Here is a 17,956-nt window from a genome sequence, read left to right on the forward strand (position 1 = left end):
GTGCAGGTTGAGGAGGGTTCGGGGCCGATCAGGATCAGTTGACACATCGATGGGTGCCTGGCACGGCAAGGCGTACGCCCATGGGTGCATAGCAACGTCACTGGGGGTGGCTCGTCGTGGATCCGAGAGTTGCCTGTCGCAGGCGTCAATATATCTCTGCCCAGCACAGCACCGATCGGGTCAATTGCAACAAGTTTGCGACAAATTGAGAAGGCGAACAGTGAAATTTCTCCAGCAATTCAGTGACAAAGGTCACAATAGTGTTAAGTTGCCTGAGATAAACCTGAGAAGGTGACCGAAAGGACTGGTCAGATGGCAGTTAAGCACCGTAGGCAGCGGCGGCGCGTCAAGAGGGTCGCGACTCTCGGGGCGGCAACCGCAACGGTAACCGCGCTTACGGTGGGCGTTGCTCCGCCACCGGCCCAGGCCGCTGCAGTCCAGCGCGATCTTCGGCTGCAATCCGGGGTGCAGATCTTCCCGCCGCCCGACCAGATTCCGGACCTCACAGGTGGCTTGGGAACCCAGGTGTACAACCAGTTCCAGACCGTCGGCGCGCAGCTGGAGACGGCGTTCGTCGACAACTTCAACCTGCTGGCCCTCCTGCAGGCCGCGGGGATCGATCCGACCACCCCCACCAAGGACGCGCTGAACGGGATCTTGGGTGGGGCACTCGGCGCCCTGCCGGTCGACGTGGAAGACCTTCTGGGAGTCGATCTCACCGATCCGTTGTCCTCGGCCGGGGTCAACGTGATCACGACCGGCGGCCTGTTCACGCTCATCCGTCTGCTCGGTGTGGACCTCGGGTGGGTGCCGTCGTTCCCGAACTCGGTGGCCGACGAGATCAACAACACCCCGTACCTCGATGTCAGCCTCGATTCGATCTTCACGGCGCTCGGTCTGCCGACGAGTGGCCTCAAGTTCGACAGCCTCAAAGCTGCGCTCGCGTTGCTCGGTATCACCCTGCCACCGCTGAGTACGAATGCCGCCGATGTGCGCATCCCGATCGTCGCCGGCTGGGGCTTCGGCGCGTTCGCCGCGGGCGCGGCCTACCAACAGGTGGTCGATGATCTGCCGAACCAGCCCGGTGGCGCCAACTACACCGGAACCAACCCCCTGCTGGGCAGTTTCACCATCTTGCCGATGATCTTGATCGACAACCCGGGCCGCGCCAACGGCGGCATTCTGGCGCGGGCGTATCCGCTTTTCGGACTGCTCGGGATCGACACGGTGACACCCGATACCCAGGTGCAGAGCAGCGGGACCAGCATCGTCTCGGGCATCCCCGTGGTCGGTGACATCCCGTTGTTCGGACTCACTCCCGGCGGTGCGAACCTCATCCCGATCAAGATCGATGCCACCGCCGAGTACCTGCCGCTCTCGGACTTCGCCGCCTGGCCCAACCCGTTCACGATGGCGAACAATGTTGCGGCAGGCCTGTTCCCGACCTACATCCTGCGGAACCAGTCACTCGACACACTCGGCACAGTGCTGATCGACCAAGCCGTGTCACAGCTCGGCGCGGACGTCACCGACTATCTGGCCAATCCCGGGGACAACCCGCAGCTGGGTCCCAAGCTCAACATCTACATCACGATCCCCGCCAACAGCCTGCCGCTGCTGGAGCCGACGTATCTGGCGTACGACGTCATCAACCTGCTGACCGGGGCGAACCTCAACAATCCGATCGGCACGGCGCTGAGCCCGGTCCTCACCAGCCTGGTCAACCTCGGCTACACCGATGTGTCCTACAACCCGACGACGGGCATATATGAGCGCTCGCTCGACGAAGCCGATGTCCCAACCGCTTTCGGCACCCTTCCGGCGGACGTCGATTGGGAACAGGTGCCCGGGCATCTGATCAACAACCTCGTCACCGGCATCGAGAAGGCGATCAGCGACGGCCTGGTGAGTCAGACCCCGGTCTCCAACCCGATCAAGACCCTGCTGGGCCTGCTCGGCGTCGGTGGCTCGTCGAACCTGTCCGGCCTGGATCTCTCGGCGCTGACCGACTCGCTCAACAGCCTCACTCCGGAGGCGCTCGGTAACGCTGAGAACAACGTTGGGACACAGAGCCTTACGAAGACGACGAGTTTCGAGCCGCAACCCATCACTCAGACCAAGGTCGGCGCGGACACCGTCAAGCTGAAATCTGTTGAGGGCGACAGCGTCAAGAAGCTCACCGCCGCAGCTGACGGGGCTCGCCGAGAGGTCGAGAAATCGGTCACGGAGGCCGGTGAGCGTACGAAGGCTTCCGCGGAGAGGGCGCGTGAGCGCACCGCCAAGGCTGTCAAAGACGCCCAGGAGCGCGTGAACAAGCTCGCCGAAGACGGCCGCAAGCAGATCCAGTCGGCTGCCGAGGGTGTCCAGAAGGGCGCGGAGAAGGCGGTCAACGACGTGAAGGGTGCCAAGAAGCCCGAGAAGAAGCCGGAAAAGAAGCCCGAGAAGAAGGACACCAAGAAAGACGCCGCCTGACGCCTAGCTCGCCTCGTGCACCGATTCCACTGTGTACAGGTGCGGCTCGAAGCTGGTGGCGAGGTCGGCGCACCGGCCCATGTGTTCGCGCGCAGTGGGGTCGGCGAGCATGGCTTGGAAGTCCTCGGCACTGCGCCACTGCGCGTAGTTGATGACGCGAGTGCCGTCCGTACTCAGATGGATGTTGGCGGAGATGAATCCGGGGACGTGGCGCATCACGTCCTCGGTCGCCTGGCCCAGTAACGCGGCGAGTTCGGCTGCCCGCTGCGGCTCCACGGTGAACACGTTGATGAGGGTGGCGTGCGGGCTGTGCTGCTGGATGGTGGTCACGATTCCTCCTATGTCAGGTTCCTTACAAGTTCGACGGTAGCACTGATGTAAGGTTCCTGTCATGCCTCCGAACGTGGAAAGTGGGGCCGGCTACCTCGTCAAGCGGGTCCAGCAGAGCCTGCGTCGCAATTGCGATGCGGCACTGCGCTCCACCGGTTTGTCGATGGCGCAGTACACGGCCCTTCGTGCGCTGGCCGACCATCCGCAAGCCTCGGCCGCGGAGCTGGCGCGGTTGTGTTTCGTCACCCGCCAGTCGCTGCAGGACGTGTTGGCGGGCCTACGAGCCGAAGACCTGGTCGAGGAAGCCCCCGGCCCCCAGCGGGGCCGTGCCCGTGCGTTGCAGCTGACGGCGGCGGGGAAGCGTCGACTGGGTCAAGCCCACTCTGCGGTCATCCACGTCGAGCGGGACATGCTCAACGGTTTGTCCGGCAAGGATCAGAATGAGCTCGCAACGATGCTGTTGCGTTGCGCGGAGAACCTCGAGGCGGCCGTGCCGGTAACTACGGTTGGCCTGTGACCTCGGCAAGGCGTGGGCGAGGTAGGCCCGCCGGACCTGGTGTCGACGTCGAGCAGCGACGCACCGATCTGCTCGACGCCGCCGAGCGCGCGATCCGTGCCCACGGACCCGATGTGGGAATCGCCGAGGTGGCCAAAGAGGCCGGCTTCGTGCGCTCGGCCGTTTATGCGGTCTTCCCGAATCGGGCAGCCATCCTGTCTGCGCTCGGTGAGCGTCAGGCTCATCGGTTGCTGACGGAGATCACCCGCCGTGCCGCCGGGTCGACCGACCTGCGGCAACGCATGTCGTTGTTCTTCGATGTCCTCTGTGGCTGGATGCAGGACGACCCGAACTTGTACCGGGCGTTGAGCGTGCATGCCGCCGGGGGACACGAGATGCCGGGGATATTCGACGAACTCGCCACCGCCGTCGAGGTCATGCTGACGGTGTCCATGGCGGCCGGCGGTGTCGACACCGCGGCAGCCGCGCCGTGGGCCCGGGCCATCGTCGGGTCGGCGATGGTGAGTGCCCAGTGGTGGATCCGGGATTCGTCGATGCCTCGCGCCGAACTCGTCGAGCATCTGACGAAGCTGTGTTGGGACGGCGGCTCGGCTCTGCCGTTCAGCCCCTTCGACGTTTCGGCTATTGACAGTGGGCAGCCATAAAAGACACGATGTCTTTTATGGCTGCGCCCACCTCACCTCAGGTCGACGGTCCCTCGCGGTACTGGGAGGACGTCTCTGGCGAACATGACCTGACCCTCACCGAGATCACCGGCACGCTCCCGCAGGGGTTGACCGGAACGCTCTACCGCAATGGGTCTGGCCGCTGGAACATCGGTGCGTCACGGGTGGACAGCCTGTTCGACGCCGACGGCATGGTGGTCGCGTTCGCGATCGACGGCAACGGCGTCCGGTTCAAGAACCGGTTCGTCCGCACCGAGCACTACCTCACCACCACGGCAGCAGGCCGGATGGTGAAACGCGGCTTCGCCTACCAGCGGCCAGGGGGCATGCGGGCCAACGCATTTCGGTTGCCCGCAAACACGGCCAACACCAACGTGATGATCGGCGCAGACCAACTGCTCGCCCTGTGGGAGGGTGGTCGGCCGCACGGCATGGACCTCGACACGCTCAACACGATCGGGATGTGCAGTCTCGACGGCGTGCTCAAGGGTCCGATCGGTGCGTACTCGGCGCACTACACCTACGACGCGACGACGGACTCCAGGGTCAACTTCGGGTTCGAACCCTACTTTCCTCGCCTCGATCTGCGACACGTCCGTAGTGCGCCGAGCCGGGACGAAAAGATCAGGCGGCTGAGGGAACTCGCAGGCGAAGCGATTCCGCGTATGCGGCTGCGACTGTACGAGACCGACCGCAACGGCGTTACCCGGTACCTCCGCGCGGTACCGCTACCCGGCATGGGACTCATTCACGACATGGCGCTGACCCCGCGCTACGCCGTCTTCATGCTGTCGCCCCTTCGGATCAACCCCTGGGCCGCGTTGGGGCGGCAAACCTATTGGGACGCCATGCGGTTCAAGCAGAACGAGCCCTCCTACTTCGTCTTGGCCCCGCGAGACGGCGGCAAGGTCCGGACGATCGAGACCGACCCGTTCTACATGTGGCATTACGCCAACGCCTACGAGGAGGGCGCCGACGTGGTGGTGGAGCTACCCCGCTTCGCCCCGGAGACCTTCGGCGGGATGCAGGCCTGGGGTGCTGACAGCCGCAGCGACCCGGCGCGGTTGTACCAAGATGTGGCGGCCGAGGATGTGCCGGATACCGTGCGGCTCACCCGGTTCCGTATCACGCCCGATGACAGGGTGCTGGCCGAACCACTTGCCCAATTGGGTTGCGAATTCCCGCAGATCGATCCGCGTCGTTCAACCCGACCACACTCGGTGACCTACGTGACCGTGCCCAGCGACGGGCAGGGTGGCGGGGAGGGGATCGGCCGTTTCAACCATGCCGACGGCAGTGTGCAGACTTATTGCCCGCCGGGCCACAAACTTGTCGAGCCGATCTTCGTGCCGCGCCCGGGCAGTACCGCAGAAGGCGACGGATGGGTGCTGACCGTGGGGTATGACGAGGCCCAGCACCGTAGCCGGCTGATGGTGTTCGACGCGCCGCACATCGATGCCGGACCGATCGCCGAGGCCTGGCTGCCATTCCATCTGCCGATGAGCTATCACGGTGCCTTCACTGATCAGGTGGCCAGGTTGTAGAAACTAGTTGGGCGCCAGAGCACTTTCGGTCAAACGTGCGATCACCGGCGACAGCAACTGGGCGTACTCGGCAGTGATGTGGTTGTCGTCGCGGAACACCAAGGTGTTGCCGACGATCACCGGGCAGCGCTGGTCGGTGCAGAAGAACTGGTCCAGCCGCGCGTACTGGCCGCCGCCGGCCTGCACCGCCGCGGTCTCCGCGGCGATGCCGTTGTCGTTCATCGCGATCGAGCGGTTGGGGGCGCAGGCCGACGCGTCGTCCATGTGTGCCGACAGACATGTCGGCACTGTCGTGTGCGGGTCAGGAACCGGACCGAGGACCAGGACCCGCGCGCCCGTACCGCGTAACTGCGACACCAGTCGTGTCAATGCGTCCAGCCAGGTCGGGTCATAACTGACGAACCCGAAATCGGCCCCGTAGCGACGCACCATGTCCAGCACGATCAGCGCCGGGCGTTCGTTGGCGATCCTGGTCAGCACATCGGCCCGCCACTGCTTGCATTCGGTGAACTCGCGGTCGAGGTAGGGGCTGAGGATCGGGAGCTTCATCGGCGGACAGGTGACCTTCGCATAGGTCTCAAGCCGCCAATGCTGCTGTTGCGCCGCGGTTTCCAGGGCCGGTTGCCACATCCCCGCGTGAGAATCCCCGATCAGCGCGACCTTGGTGGCCGATGTGGTGTCGCCGGACGCGCAGTCCGGCACGGCGACGTCCTGCCACGACAGGACGCACCCGTTGACGAACGCCTCGGGTTTGGTGATGTTGTCCAGTGGCGGTGACAGATTCGACGGCACTGCGCGCAGACCGGCCGACGTGGCGACGGCTGCCTGTATCTGTTGTTCGGGCGTCAGAGCCCGCGTCGGGGCGGCAGCCGGGGGCGGCCCGATCAGGGCGACCGGAACCGCTGCCGGTCCGGACCCTGTCGGAACCGGGCGCATCGCCAACAGCACCAGACCCGCGCAGACGGCCACGCCGGTCGCCGTCGCGCCGACGGCCAAACTGCGCCACGAGGACGCCCGCAGCGCCGCAGCGAACCGGGCCGGGTTCTCGACCAGATGCAACGTCAGGAGCGCCAGGCCCAGCGATATCACCACCATCGCCAACCGGCCGGCGAGGCCCAGGCCGTGGCCGAACAGTGCGGGCGCCAACAGCAGTACGGGCCAGTGCCACAGGTACCACGAGTACGACAACCGGCCGATACCGCGCATCGCCGGTTTCGACAGGAGCCGTCCCACACCCAGGTCGGGTATCGCACAACCAGCGCCGATCACCAGTGCGGTCCCCATCACCGGCAGTATTGCCGCCGTACCCGGATAGGGCGTGGCGGTGCCGAGTTGAGTGCAGGTGGCCAGGATCAGCGCCAAGCCACCCCAGCCGACCAACGCCGCACACACCGGCGGCAGGGTGCGCCAGTGCGCCGCCGTCAACGCGATCAAACCGCCGGCGGCCAACTCCCAGGCGCGGGTCGGCAGGGAGAAGAACGCCCAGGGCGGCATGGTCTGGGTCCATGACAGCGACACCGCGAGCGACGCGCCGGCCACCACCGCCAGGACGCACGCATAAGGGACTGCTGACCGGGTGCCCCGGCCGTTGCGGGCCAGGAGGCACGCGGTGCCGAGGATCAGGGCCGGCCACAGCAGATAGAACTGTTCCTCGACACCGAGTGACCAGTAGTGCTGTAGCGGCGACGCTGCCGTCTCAGCCGCCAGATAGTCGGTGCCCTGCGCCGCGAAGCGGTAGTTCCCGGCATACAAGGCGCTGGCGATCGCATCGGCCAGCACGGATCGGGCCTGCAGTGGCGGCAGCAGGAGGGTCGCCGCCATCGACGTCGCCACGAGGACGAGTGCAGCTGCCGGCAGCAGACGACGCGCGCGTCCGGCATAGAACTGGGCCATCCGGACGGTCCCGCTGCCCGACGCCTCGCGCCACAGCATCCCGGTGATCAGGAATCCCGACACGACGAAAAAGACGTCGACGCCGACGAACCCGCCACCGAAGCCGGGTACCCCGGCATGAAACAGCACCACGGCGAGCACCGCGACCGCTCGTAGCCCCTCGATGTCGGGGCGAAATTGTTTGTTCGACAGGGGTTTTCGCCCGCTCGCGGCACTGCCGCGGCGGGCGGTGGGCCGCGCTGGGGTAATCACTCTGTTCACTCGAGTAACGATCGTCGCACGGCAACCCGTGTTGACCCTGGATTTGCGACCGCTGTTGCTAGCCTCGTGCCGATGGGACGATCACGCATTGCGGCGCTGGCAGTGCTGTGCGGCCTGCTTTCAGGGTGTTGCGCTCCGACCGAAACCACGTCATCTCCGGCTGCGCCACCGGCTTCGACATCGGGACCGGCAGCACCGGCGAAGTCTGCGGCAGCCGACGGCACCTGCGCGCTGAACGGCCTCCCGCCGGAAGCGGACAAGACCGTGGAGCTCATCCAGTCCGGAGGGCCGTTTCCCTACCCGCGCAACGACGGCGTCGTTTTCGGAAACTACGAAGGCCGGTTGCCCAAACACGAGCGCGGCTACTACCACGAGTACACGGTCCCGACGCCGGGCAACAAGCACCGTGGCAAGCGGCGCATCGTCACCGGGGGATCACCGCAGACCGACCCGCCCGAGTACTACTACACCGGCGACCATTACGAATCGTTCTGCCTGATCGGAGGCATGTGAAGACGTATCGGATCGACGGGACCAAGGTGGGTTCCAGAGCGGACTTCTTCACCGAGATCGGCCGCGCGGTCAACGGCGACGGCGGCTACTTCGGCTCGAATCTGGACGCGTTGGCCGACTGCCTGCGCGGCGGTTTCGGTACGCCGGAGAATCGCAAGTTCCGGTTCGTGATGACCGACTACCGCAACATCAAAGACACGCTCGGCGAGGACACCTGGAGCACCGTGCTGTCCATCTTCACCACCGAGGGCGTCGACCTCTGGCTGGAGAACTGACCCTCAGTTGTCAGGCCGGCAAATCACGGCTGTGACAGCTTACGCGCGTCCGGCGTGGGCAATGGTGCTGCGGCATCGGGTTGGCAACGAGCTTCTGCGGCAACGGTGTTGAGGGCTGAAGCGAAGCCTGCGAAAACTGGTTACCCTGGCGTTCTGCGCGCCGTCAGGTGCGGGATCACTGGCGGACAACAGGCGGGAGCGACGCGCGCGTGACCGAAATGCCGGCGACGGCGACGACGTGGCTGATGGCCCGCACCGAGGGGTCCGCACACCTGTGGCAAACCGACCCCAGGGGGATGGCCGCCGCGCTCCCGTACTTTCGAGCGACGATGACCCACTTTGTCGCGCTCCACGGCGGCGCGTTATCGGGGAAGCGATGGCCCTGCGACGGTTTCGTGGCTGCCTTCGACCGCGCATCCGATGCCGTGTCCTGCGCGCTGTATCTGCAACTGACGCCGTTGGATCCGTTTGAGCTGTGCATCGGTGTGCACAGCACTGCGGCCGGCACCGAGCGTCTGCGCGACATCGCCCATGGTGGGCAGACATTGATATCGGGCACGACGGCCTCCTTGGTTGCCGACGACCTTCCGTCCGGTACGACGCTGAAATACCTTGGCGATCAACGCATGGACGGCGGCGAGCCCCAGGAGCGCCTCCTGCAGCTGTGCCATCCGGGATTGCACCAATACCTGCGGCCCTTGCGCATGCCGAATGCGGTTCTCGCTGAAGTGCTGGTCAACTGAGCTCAGTTGAAGGCAAGCCAGCTGGGCAGGGCCCGCTCACGAGAATCGCACAGCACCTGACGGGTATCGCAGTTGCCGCGCGGTGATCCGGCTCCGCTCCACATGCCTCCGGTGTCACGGCGCAACACGATCGCCGACGAACCGCCGCCGTCGAGCAGCAGTGCGTTGTCGGCGCCGAGGCCGCGGAACAGGTCCTGGATGTTGTCCGGGGTATAGCTGCCGCCTTGGAAGACGTAGAGCTGGTCGGTGGCCCTGTTGTAGCCGATGGCGGTGCGGGCCGCACTCGGGCCGTTGTCGTTGAGCTGACCGGTGTCGCCGGGAGCGAGCAGTCCGATGCCGGCGACCGCGACGAACCGGGCGTTCTGATCCAGCAGGCGCTGGATCACCGGGGTGGCCGAGTCGTAGTCGTCGGGACCCTTGGGCATCACCACATACGGGGCGCCGCCCATCGGAAGGATCATGGTCGCCAGTGCGGCCCAACGCTCGTCACCGCCGGACAGGCCCTGCTTGCCCGCGTAGGCCAGCGTGCCCGTGACCGCGGCGTTGGCCCGGCCCTGGCCGCGGGTGTTGTCGACGTAGGCGCCCAGCGGGGACGAGCATTTGGTATCGCGCCACGAGCCGCCCTTCTGCCCGCGTACGTCGAAGAAGTTGGCGTTCACCGCGATGGTCGGCTGACCCAGGACCTGCCAGGCGGCCAGCGGCGCGTAGGTCTCCGACGCTTGCCAGAGTCCTTCGCTCGTCCGCGCGCCGGGGGTGCGCTCGCAGCGGGACTGATAGCCCTGATGGCTGTCGACCAGCAGGCGCGGGTTGAGCCGTCCGGAGGCGTTCTTCATCGCCATCAGATGGCCGCCGTTGTTCAACGTGTAGGCGCGGCCGTCGGCAGACAGGAACGGTGCGGCGAACTGGCCGCCGAAGTTGTAGACGAGGTAGGCGCCCTTGGTGTTGGCGATCGCTCCGAGCAGCAGCGTCCGGGCGTCCTCGGCGCGTGCGACGGGCGAGCCGGTGGTGGCTAGTGCCGCGCAGACGGCAACGGCGGCCGCAGTAGCGACCGCACGTTGGAAGAGTTTTGCCAGGGCTGGCACGAACTACACAATAACCACACAGGAAACTCTGTCAACATGCGTAACAGCCTGGTCACGGTTGGATCAAGGGGCGATCGCACCTGATTGATCGGTGTTAGCTGGATCGGCCGTCTCGGTCTTGCGGAGTACCGCCGGCCGCAAATGTGCGGGCAGCAGGCGCAGGCCTGCCGCACCCAGCGCCGTCACCGCAATCGCGCCCGCCGTGGTCAACAACGCCGGGGCTGCCGGGAACGCGCCCTCCAGCAGCATCGCGACACCGAAGATGACGAACAGGGCAGCAGCGCCCAGCTGGATCACCCGTTCGGGGAGGTGCTTGCCTGCGATCGCCCCGACCACGATGGCCAGCGCGTCGGCCGCCACCATGCCGATGGTGGAACCGATCCACACGCCCACCCAGTCGTTGTCGGCGGCCAACGTGATGGTCGCGAGCATCGTCTTGTCGCCGAGCTCGGCCAGCAGGAACGCGGAGGTGACCGTGAAGAACGCCGGCGCCGTCGAGCGCTGGGCTTTGGTCGCCTCATCGTCGGACAGCTTGTCGCCACGCAGGGTCCACAGCCCGAAGAACACGAACGCCACACCGGCGAGGATGCCGAGCAGGTGTGTCGGCAGCGCCGCGCCCAGGTAGTGACCGACGCCGACCGAGATCAGGTGAACTGCGGTGGTGGCCGCGGTGATGCCGATGAGCACCACCCACCAGCGGTAGCGCAGCGCAAACGTCATGGCCATCAACTGGGACTTGTCGCCGAGCTCGGCGACGAAGATGACAGCGAAACTCAAGAGCAGTGCAGCCAGCACTCGACAAACTCCTCGGTCGTTGGCTGCCGTTGGGGGCTGAACAGATGCCTCCGGCCGGCAAACCAATGGTCTACGGCCGAAGGTCTCGCCCACCGGTCGTGACCGGTTCGGATAACCGGGCCGCTCATGCGTCGCTGATGCGCGGCCAGTATGTCGAATATCCGATTGGGGGCTACTCCCCTTCGCTGTTGTCCACCATACGCACGCTCGCCGGGTCGGCGCAAACCGTGGCGCGCGAAAGTGCTTATTCGACAATAAGTTTGGGGATCAACACGGGAAAGTTCGGGTGCCCTGACAGTGCCGGTTCAGGCACCCACATATTCAGCGAGGTGCTTACCTGTGAGCGTGGCACGGTCCGCGACCAGATCCGCCGGGGTGCCCTCGAAGACGACGCGGCCGCCGTCGTGCCCGGCGCCGGGACCCAGGTCGATGATCCAGTCGGCATGCGCCATCACGGCCTGGTGGTGCTCGATCACGATCACCGACTTTCCCGAATCCACCAACCGGTCCAACAGCCCGAGAAGCTGTTCGACGTCGGCCAGGTGCAGCCCCGTGGTCGGCTCATCCAGGATCAACGTATCGGCCTTCTCGGCTCCGGTATCTCCGAGCCGGGCGGCGAGCTTCAGCCGCTGCCGCTCGCCGCCGGACAGGGTGGTCAGCGGCTGCCCGAGGGTGAGATAGCCCAGACCCACATCGGCCATCCGGGACAGGATCTTCTGCGCCGCAGGAACTTTCGCCTCACCGTCGGAGAAGTACTGCTCCGCTTCGCTGACCGGCATGGCCAGCACCTCGGCGATGTCACGTCCGCCGAGGGTGTACTGCAGCACCGAGGCGCCGAACCGCTTGCCCTCACATTCCTCGCAGGTGGTCTCGACGGTGGCCATCACCCCGAGGTCGGTGTAGATGACCCCCGCGCCGTTGCAGGTCGGGCAGGCACCTTCGGAGTTCGAGCTGAACAGCGCCGGTTTGACGCCGTTGGCCTTGGCGAAGGCCTTACGGATCGGGTCGAGCAGCCCGGTGTAGGTGGCCGGGTTGCTGCGGCGTGAACCGCGGATCGGGCTCTGATCGACCACCACCACGCCGTCGCGGCCGGCCACCGAGCCGTCGATCAACGAACTCTTTCCCGAGCCTGCGACACCGGTGATCACTACCAGTGCACCCAAGGGGAGGTCGACGTCCACGTCGCACAGGTTGTGGGTGTCGGCACCGCGGATCTCCAACGCACCGTTGGGTTCCCGCACTTTGTTCTTCAGGGCCGCGCGGTAGCCCAGGTGGCGTCCGGTGATGGTGTCGCCGGCGCGCAGATCCGCCACGCTGCCCTCGAAGACCACCTCGCCCCCGGCCGATCCGGCGCCCGGCCCGAGGTCGACGACATGGTCGGCGATCGAGATGGTCTCCGGCTTGTGCTCGACGACCAGCACGGTGTTGCCCTTGTCCCGCAGGGCCAGCAGCAGGTTGTTCATCCGGGCGATATCGTGCGGGTGCAGCCCGATGGTGGGCTCGTCGAACACGTAGGTGACATCGGTCAGTGACGAGCCCAGATGACGGATCATCTTGACGCGCTGGGCTTCTCCGCCGGACAGGGTGCCCGCAGGGCGGTCCAGCGACAGATAGCCCAACCCGATCTCGACGAATGAGTCCAGCGTGTGCTGCAGCGCCGTCAGGAGCGGAGCCACCGATTTATCTTTGACGCCGCCGAGCCACCCGGCCAGGTCGGTGATCTGCATCGCGCAGACCTCGGCGATGTTGACACCCTTGATCTTCGACGACCGCGCGGTCTCCGACAGGCGGGTGCCGTCGCATTCCGGGCAGGTGGTGAAGGTGACCGCGCGGTCCACGAAGGCGCGGATGTGCGGTTGCATGGCCTCGACGTCCTTGGCCAGGAACGATTTCTGGATCTGCGGGATGAGCCCCAGGTAGGTCAGGTTGACCCCGTCGACCTTGAGCTTGGTCGCCTCCTTGTGCAGCAGCGCGTCGAGTTCCTTCTTGGTGAACTTGTTGATCGGCTTGTCCGGATCGAAGAATCCGCAACCCCGGAAGATCCGGCCGTACCAGCCGTCCATGCTGAAACCCGGGATGCTCAGCGCACCCTCGTTCAGCGATTTCGTGTCGTCGTACAGCGCGGTCAGGTCGATGTCGTTGACCGCGCCGCGCCCCTCGCATCGCGGACACATCCCGCCGACGATCTTGAAGTCGCGCCGCTCCTTGACCGTGCGGCCGCCCTTCTCCAGCGTCACCGCTCCCGCCCCGCTGATCGACGCCACGTTGAACGAAAACGCCTGTGGCGAACCGATATGTGGGCTGCCCAGCCGGCTGAACAAGATGCGCAGCATCGCTCCGGTATCGGTGGCGGTGCCGACGGTGGAACGCGGGTCGGCGCTCATCCGCTGCTGGTCCACGATGATCGCGGTGGTCAACCCCTCGAGAACGTCGACCTCGGGCCGGGCCAGGTTCGGCATGAAGCCCTGCACGAACGCGCTGTAGGTCTCGTTGATCAACCGCTGGGATTCAGCGGCGATCGTGTCGAACACCAGCGAGCTCTTGCCCGACCCCGAGACACCGGTGAACACCGTCAAGCGCCGCTTGGGCAACTCGATGTCCACGTCCTTGAGGTTGTTCTCGCGGGCACCGGTGACCCGGATCAGATCGTGACTGTCGGCGGGATGCATCGGTTAGCGCGACTCCTGGATACGGACCATGTTGCCGGCGGGATCGCGAAGGGCGCAGTCCCGCACACCGTATGGCTGCTCGGTGGGTTCCTGGACTACTTCGACGTCTCCGGCCTGAACTTTTTCAAACGTACCGTCGAGGTCCTTGGTGGCCAGCAGGAGTGTCCCGAAAGTGCCCTTGGCCATCATCTCGGCGATGGTGCGGCGCTCGTCGTCGGTGAGGCCGGGGGTGGCGGTCGGCGGGTACAGCACGATCGAGGTGTCGGGCTGGTTCGGTGGGCCGACGGTGATCCACCGCATCTTGTCCTTGCCGACGTCCAGGCGGACCTCGAAGCCGAGGACGTCGCGATAGAACGCGAGGGATTCTTCCGGGTCGTCGAGCGGGAGCATGCTTGAGTGAATGGTGAGTTCCATGGTTTTCACGCTAGGTGCAGGCGGGTGGCCGGCGCTTCTCGATTCCTGATCGGTTTGGTGACCTGCTTCTCGACGCAGGACGGCATGCCATTCGTCACTCCCGCGGTCTGTTGCCGATACGCACTCGGCGGGATGCCGACGAGTTCGGTGAACCGGGTGCTGAACGTGCCGAGCGAGGAGCAGCCGACGGCGAAGCAGACCTCGGTGACGGACAGGTCACCGCGGCGCAGCAGCGCCATGGCGCGCTCGATACGACGGGTCATCAGATACGAATAGGGCGACTCGCCGTAAGCGATCTTGAACTGTCTGCTGAGGTGTCCGGCCGACATACTGACCCCGCGGGCAAGCGCTTCGACGTTCAGCGGTTGCGCGTACTCGCGGTCGATGCGGTCCCGCACCCGGCGCAGCAGCTTGAGATCACCCAGCTGTTGGTCGGCCACATCGGCGATGGTACGTCTAGGCTCCCAGTCGATACACCGCGCCGGCGTAGTCGTCGGTGATGTAGACGGCGCCGTCGGGGCCCGTCACCGCCGCCACCGGACGTCCCCAGCGGGAGCCGTCGTCGGCCTGGAAGCCGCCGACGAGGGTCTGCTGCGGGCCCAATGTGCCGTCGTGCCAACCGAAGAACGACACTTCCGGCGCTTGCGGTGACCGCCGGTTCCAGGAGCCGTGCACCCCGACGAGGGCACCTGGTCCGTAGGGTGGCGGCAGTTCGGCGAAGCTCATGCCCAGCGGGGCGGAATGGGCACCGAGGGTCTGCTCGACGGGTGTCAGCGCCGCACAGTCCAGCTTGCTGCCGTCGGGGTTGGTCTGCATGTCGCGGATGAACCCGGCTGGTGGCGGGCCGTCGGGATTGCAGTATGGCCAGCCCAATTCGCGTCCGGGCGTCAGCTTGGCCATCGACTCCGGCGGGTGGTCGTCCACGTAGTCCTGGCGGACCCGGCTCTGTGGATCGGCGACGTCGTCGCGGTTGTTCACCGCCGTCCACAGCGAGCCGTCGGGGGCCGGCGCCAGGCCCGTTCCGTTGCGGACTCCGGTGGCGAACGGGGTGGCAGGTCCGCCACCGGGCGGTACCCGCATGATGGTGGCCCGCGGCGGCGTGGCGGTGCGATCCTCGGCCGAGACGTTGCCCGTCGAGCCGATCGAAAAGTACACGGCGCCATCGGGTCCCACGGCGACGCTCTTGAGCGCGTGGGCGTAGGCACCGTGCAGGTCGGGGCTCTTGGCGTCGGGCAGATCGTCGGCGATGGTGCGGCGATTGACGGCCCGGCCTTCGACATAGTCATAGGCGTCGATCCGGTTGCTCTCGGCCACGTACAACGTCGGCCCGGCGAAGAACAGGCCGTGCGGCTGCTCCAGCCCGTCGAGCAGCGTGCGCTGGTCGGGGCGCACCGTCAGCACTTGCCCGGTGGCCGGCACCGACACCAGCAATGCGCCGTCGGGGGCGAACACGGCCATCCTGGCCTTGGGCACCCGGGCGATCACCTCGATGGTCCAACCGGCGGGTATCTGGGCGAGGCGAGGTTCGTCGAGCGGGGCCTGGGCGAATCGCTCGGGCACCTGAACGAGTACCGACTCGAGGCCGGCAGGTGGAGGCTCCGAGGCCGACGCCGAGGGGGTCGGCGGTGATCCGGTTCCGGGGTTCGTCCCACACGCGGTCAGGACGACCGCGGTGACCAGTGCGATCGCGCTACGCGCCGCCCAAACCCGCATTCATCTCCCAGACCAGGATCTCGGCTTCGGTGTCAGCTGTGACCCGTCCGCCCGAATCGGTGAGGCGGGCGGCGTCGCCCTCGGCGAGTCGCCCGGATCCTTCCAGCGTCACCGCGCCGCGTGCCACGAACAGGTGGACGTAGCGGGCCTGCGGCAGTTCGACCGAATCGCCGGGCTGCAGCCGCGCGCCGTACAGCGTGGCGTCGCGGTTGTGCAGCGTGACGGCCGCATCGCGGGCACCGGAGGCGATCGGGGTCAGCGTGGCGGCCAACTCGATCTCCTGCTGTTGATAGCTCGGAGTCACGCCGGCCGTATCGGGCAATACCCACATCTGCACGAAATGCACCGGCTCATCGGTAGATCCGTTCTTCTCCGAATGCTGCACGCCGGTGCCCGCCGACATCCGCTGGGCCAGACCCGGATAGATCACCCCGGAATTGCCCATCGAATCTTCGTGCGCCAATTGCCCGGACAACACCCAGGTGACGATCTCCATGTCCCGGTGCGGGTGGGTGTCAAACCCCGCATCCGGCGCGACGATGTCGTCGTTGTTCACCAGCAACAGGCCGTGGTGGGTGTTGGCCGGGTCGTAGTAGTCGGCGAACGAGAAGGAGTGCCGTGAATTCAGCCAGTCGGTTGTGCTGGCGCCGCGGTCCCCGGCGCGGCGGATGTCGACCGTGGCAGGCATGGTGCCAGCCTACCGAGGGCAGTAGCTGACCAACCGGTGGATCGGGGAGGGCCGGGGCTTAGTGTGTTGGGCGTGGAACTCAACGGAGCAAGCGCCATCGTCACAGGTGGCGCATCAGGTATCGGCGCGGCGACTGCCCGCCAGTTGGCTGCCAAGGGAGCCCGCGTTGTCGTGGCTGACCTGCAGGCGGACAAGGGCGAGGCCCTCGCCAAGGAGATCGGCGGCATCTTCGTCACTGTCGACGTCACCAACACCGACCAGATCATCGATGCGGTCAAGACCGCCGCGGACCTCGGCCCGCTGCGCGCCCTGGTGAACTCGGCCGGCGTCGGCTGGGCCCAGCGCACCATCGGCAAGGACGGCGAGTTCTCCTCGGCTCACGACCTCGGCCTGTACAAGAAGGTGCTCGACATCAACCTGGTCGGCACCTTCGACTGCATCCGCATCGCCGCCACCCAGATGAGCAAGAACGAGCTCAGCGAAACCGGCGAGCGCGGTGCCATCGTCAACATGACCAGCGTCGCGGCGTTCGACGGCCAGATCGGCCAGGCGGCCTACTCGTCGTCCAAGGGCGGCGTTGTCGGCCTGACCCTGCCGGTGGCCCGCGATCTGTCCGCTGTCGGCATCCGCGTCAACACCGTGGCCCCCGGCCTCATCGACACCCCGATCTACGGCGAGGGCGAGGCCTCCGAGGCATTCAAGGCCAAGCTCGGTGAGTCGGTGCTGTTCCCGCACCGCCTCGGCAAGCCCGACGAGCTGGCCTCCATGGTCGTCGAGCTGCTGACCAACTCGTACATGAACGCCGAGGTCGTCCGCGTCGACGGTGGCATCCGGATGCCACCGAAGTAACCTTCGCGAACAGACACGAGAGGTCCCCCGGAGCGCTTCAGTTCCGGGGGACTTTTGCGTCTGCTGGAAAATCGTCGTGTGACCGACACCTGGTGGGGCGATGCGTTGCTCGGTCTCGGCGCCGCTCTGCTGCTGAGCTGGCTCGTCCTGGTTGGCGCGCTGCTCATCGTGCGGCCGCGCGGAAATCTGCTCACCGAGGCGCTGCGCATACTTCCGGACCTGTTGCGGTTGATCCCTCGCCTGGCCAGGGACAAAACGCTGCCCCGCGGGGTGCGCTTCCGGTTGGCGCTGTTGGTCGTGTACCTGGCGCTGCCGATCGATCTGATCCCCGACTTCATCCCCGTGCTCGGCTATGCCGACGACGCCATCATCGTCACCTTGGTGCTGCGCAGCGTCGTACGCCATGCGGGGTTGGCGGCTGTCCGGGCGCACTGGCCGGGTACCGACGACGGGTTCGACGCCCTGACACGGCTGACCGGGTTGTCCCGCTGAACAAAAGCAGAATCCCCCTTTTCGACGCTGAAAAGGGGGAT

18 protein-coding genes are annotated in these 17,956 nt (G+C 66.2%); 9 read left to right on the forward strand and 9 right to left on the reverse strand.

Going from position 1 to position 17,956, the window contains the following annotated elements:
* Positions 1-312 precede the first annotated feature (312 nt).
* Positions 313-2,472, forward strand: coding sequence for an AAA family ATPase (locus tag AC4LGL_RS29830; protein WP_491841895.1), 2,160 nt, complete (start codon positions 313-315; stop codon positions 2,470-2,472).
* A 3-nt stretch (positions 2,473-2,475) separates the two neighbouring features.
* On the opposite strand, the gene AC4LGL_RS29835 is transcribed toward AC4LGL_RS29830, so the two are convergent.
* Positions 2,476-2,802, reverse strand: coding sequence for an antibiotic biosynthesis monooxygenase family protein (locus AC4LGL_RS29835; protein WP_491841896.1), 327 nt, complete (start codon positions 2,800-2,802; stop codon positions 2,476-2,478).
* A 61-nt stretch (positions 2,803-2,863) separates the two neighbouring features.
* On the opposite strand from AC4LGL_RS29835, the gene AC4LGL_RS29840 reads away from it, so the two are divergent.
* Genes AC4LGL_RS29840 through AC4LGL_RS29850 form a run of 3 tightly spaced genes read left to right on the forward strand, consistent with a single transcriptional unit; the run spans position 2,864 to position 5,528 of the window.
* Positions 2,864-3,319: a MarR family winged helix-turn-helix transcriptional regulator gene (locus AC4LGL_RS29840; protein WP_491841897.1), complete on the forward strand. Its 456-nt coding sequence runs from the start codon at positions 2,864-2,866 to the stop codon at positions 3,317-3,319.
* Entirely contained in the window at positions 3,316-3,963 is a 648-nt protein-coding gene (locus AC4LGL_RS29845; protein ID WP_491841898.1) for a TetR/AcrR family transcriptional regulator, read from the forward strand. Before AC4LGL_RS29840 ends, AC4LGL_RS29845 begins: the two co-directional genes overlap by 4 nt.
* A 17-nt stretch (positions 3,964-3,980) precedes the next feature.
* Entirely contained in the window at positions 3,981-5,528 is a 1,548-nt protein-coding gene (locus tag AC4LGL_RS29850; protein WP_491841899.1) for a carotenoid oxygenase family protein, read from the forward strand.
* Positions 5,529-5,531: 3 nt separating this feature from the next.
* Here AC4LGL_RS29850 and AC4LGL_RS29855 read toward each other — a convergent pair whose 3' ends face one another.
* On the reverse strand, positions 5,532-7,682 hold the full coding sequence (locus AC4LGL_RS29855; RefSeq protein ID WP_491841900.1) for an acyltransferase family protein: 2,151 nt from the start codon (positions 7,680-7,682) through the stop codon (positions 5,532-5,534).
* Positions 7,683-7,754: 72 nt separating this feature from the next.
* Here AC4LGL_RS29855 and AC4LGL_RS29860 point away from each other — a divergent pair, with 72 nt between their 5' ends.
* From AC4LGL_RS29860 to AC4LGL_RS29870, 3 genes are all read left to right on the forward strand, one after another.
* Positions 7,755-8,195 carry a guanyl-specific ribonuclease gene (locus tag AC4LGL_RS29860; protein ID WP_491841901.1) on the forward strand — a complete coding sequence of 147 codons (441 nt, stop codon included), beginning with the start codon at positions 7,755-7,757 and terminating at the stop codon, positions 8,193-8,195.
* Positions 8,192-8,470, forward strand: coding sequence for a barstar family protein (locus tag AC4LGL_RS29865; protein WP_491841902.1), 279 nt, complete (start codon positions 8,192-8,194; stop codon positions 8,468-8,470). The genes AC4LGL_RS29860 and AC4LGL_RS29865 overlap by 4 nt, the downstream gene beginning before the upstream one ends.
* A gap of 218 nt (positions 8,471-8,688) precedes the next feature.
* Positions 8,689-9,213, forward strand: a complete 525-nt coding sequence (locus AC4LGL_RS29870) for a LuxR family transcriptional regulator (RefSeq protein ID WP_491842012.1) — start codon at positions 8,689-8,691, stop codon at positions 9,211-9,213.
* A gap of 2 nt (positions 9,214-9,215) precedes the next feature.
* On the opposite strand, the gene AC4LGL_RS29875 is transcribed toward AC4LGL_RS29870, so the two are convergent.
* From AC4LGL_RS29875 to AC4LGL_RS29905, 7 genes are all read right to left on the reverse strand, one after another.
* Entirely contained in the window at positions 9,216-10,295 is a 1,080-nt protein-coding gene (locus AC4LGL_RS29875; protein ID WP_491841903.1) for a phosphodiester glycosidase family protein, read from the reverse strand.
* Positions 10,296-10,358: 63 nt separating this feature from the next.
* Positions 10,359-11,090 (reverse strand): TMEM165/GDT1 family protein, encoded by a 732-nt coding sequence (locus AC4LGL_RS29880; RefSeq protein ID WP_491841904.1) that lies wholly within the window; start codon positions 11,088-11,090, stop codon positions 10,359-10,361.
* A gap of 305 nt (positions 11,091-11,395) precedes the next feature.
* On the reverse strand, positions 11,396-13,759 hold the full coding sequence (locus AC4LGL_RS29885; RefSeq protein WP_491841905.1) for an ATP-binding cassette domain-containing protein: 2,364 nt from the start codon (positions 13,757-13,759) through the stop codon (positions 11,396-11,398).
* A 3-nt stretch (positions 13,760-13,762) separates the two neighbouring features.
* Entirely contained in the window at positions 13,763-14,173 is a 411-nt protein-coding gene (locus AC4LGL_RS29890; protein WP_491841906.1) for a VOC family protein, read from the reverse strand.
* Between the two features lie 5 nt (positions 14,174-14,178).
* Entirely contained in the window at positions 14,179-14,613 is a 435-nt protein-coding gene (locus tag AC4LGL_RS29895) for a helix-turn-helix transcriptional regulator (protein WP_491841907.1), read from the reverse strand.
* A 16-nt stretch (positions 14,614-14,629) separates the two neighbouring features.
* Positions 14,630-15,886 carry a PQQ-dependent sugar dehydrogenase gene (locus AC4LGL_RS29900; protein ID WP_491841908.1) on the reverse strand — a complete coding sequence of 419 codons (1,257 nt, stop codon included), beginning with the start codon at positions 15,884-15,886 and terminating at the stop codon, positions 14,630-14,632.
* Positions 15,864-16,574: a pirin family protein gene (locus AC4LGL_RS29905; protein WP_491841909.1), complete on the reverse strand. Its 711-nt coding sequence runs from the start codon at positions 16,572-16,574 to the stop codon at positions 15,864-15,866. The genes AC4LGL_RS29900 and AC4LGL_RS29905 overlap by 23 nt, the downstream gene beginning before the upstream one ends.
* Before the next feature lie 72 nt (positions 16,575-16,646).
* On the opposite strand from AC4LGL_RS29905, the gene AC4LGL_RS29910 reads away from it, so the two are divergent.
* Both AC4LGL_RS29910 and AC4LGL_RS29915 read left to right on the forward strand, forming a co-directional pair.
* The gene (locus AC4LGL_RS29910) at positions 16,647-17,423 is read left to right on the forward strand and encodes an SDR family NAD(P)-dependent oxidoreductase (RefSeq protein WP_055119465.1); all 777 of its coding nucleotides are present in this window, start codon (positions 16,647-16,649) and stop codon (positions 17,421-17,423) included.
* Positions 17,424-17,501: 78 nt separating this feature from the next.
* A complete protein-coding gene (locus AC4LGL_RS29915; RefSeq protein ID WP_491841910.1) occupies positions 17,502-17,915 on the forward strand; it encodes a YkvA family protein in 414 nt (137 codons plus the stop codon).
* The last annotated feature ends 41 nt before the right edge of the window (positions 17,916-17,956 follow it).

It is taken from the genome of Mycolicibacterium arcueilense, assembly GCF_058536225.1.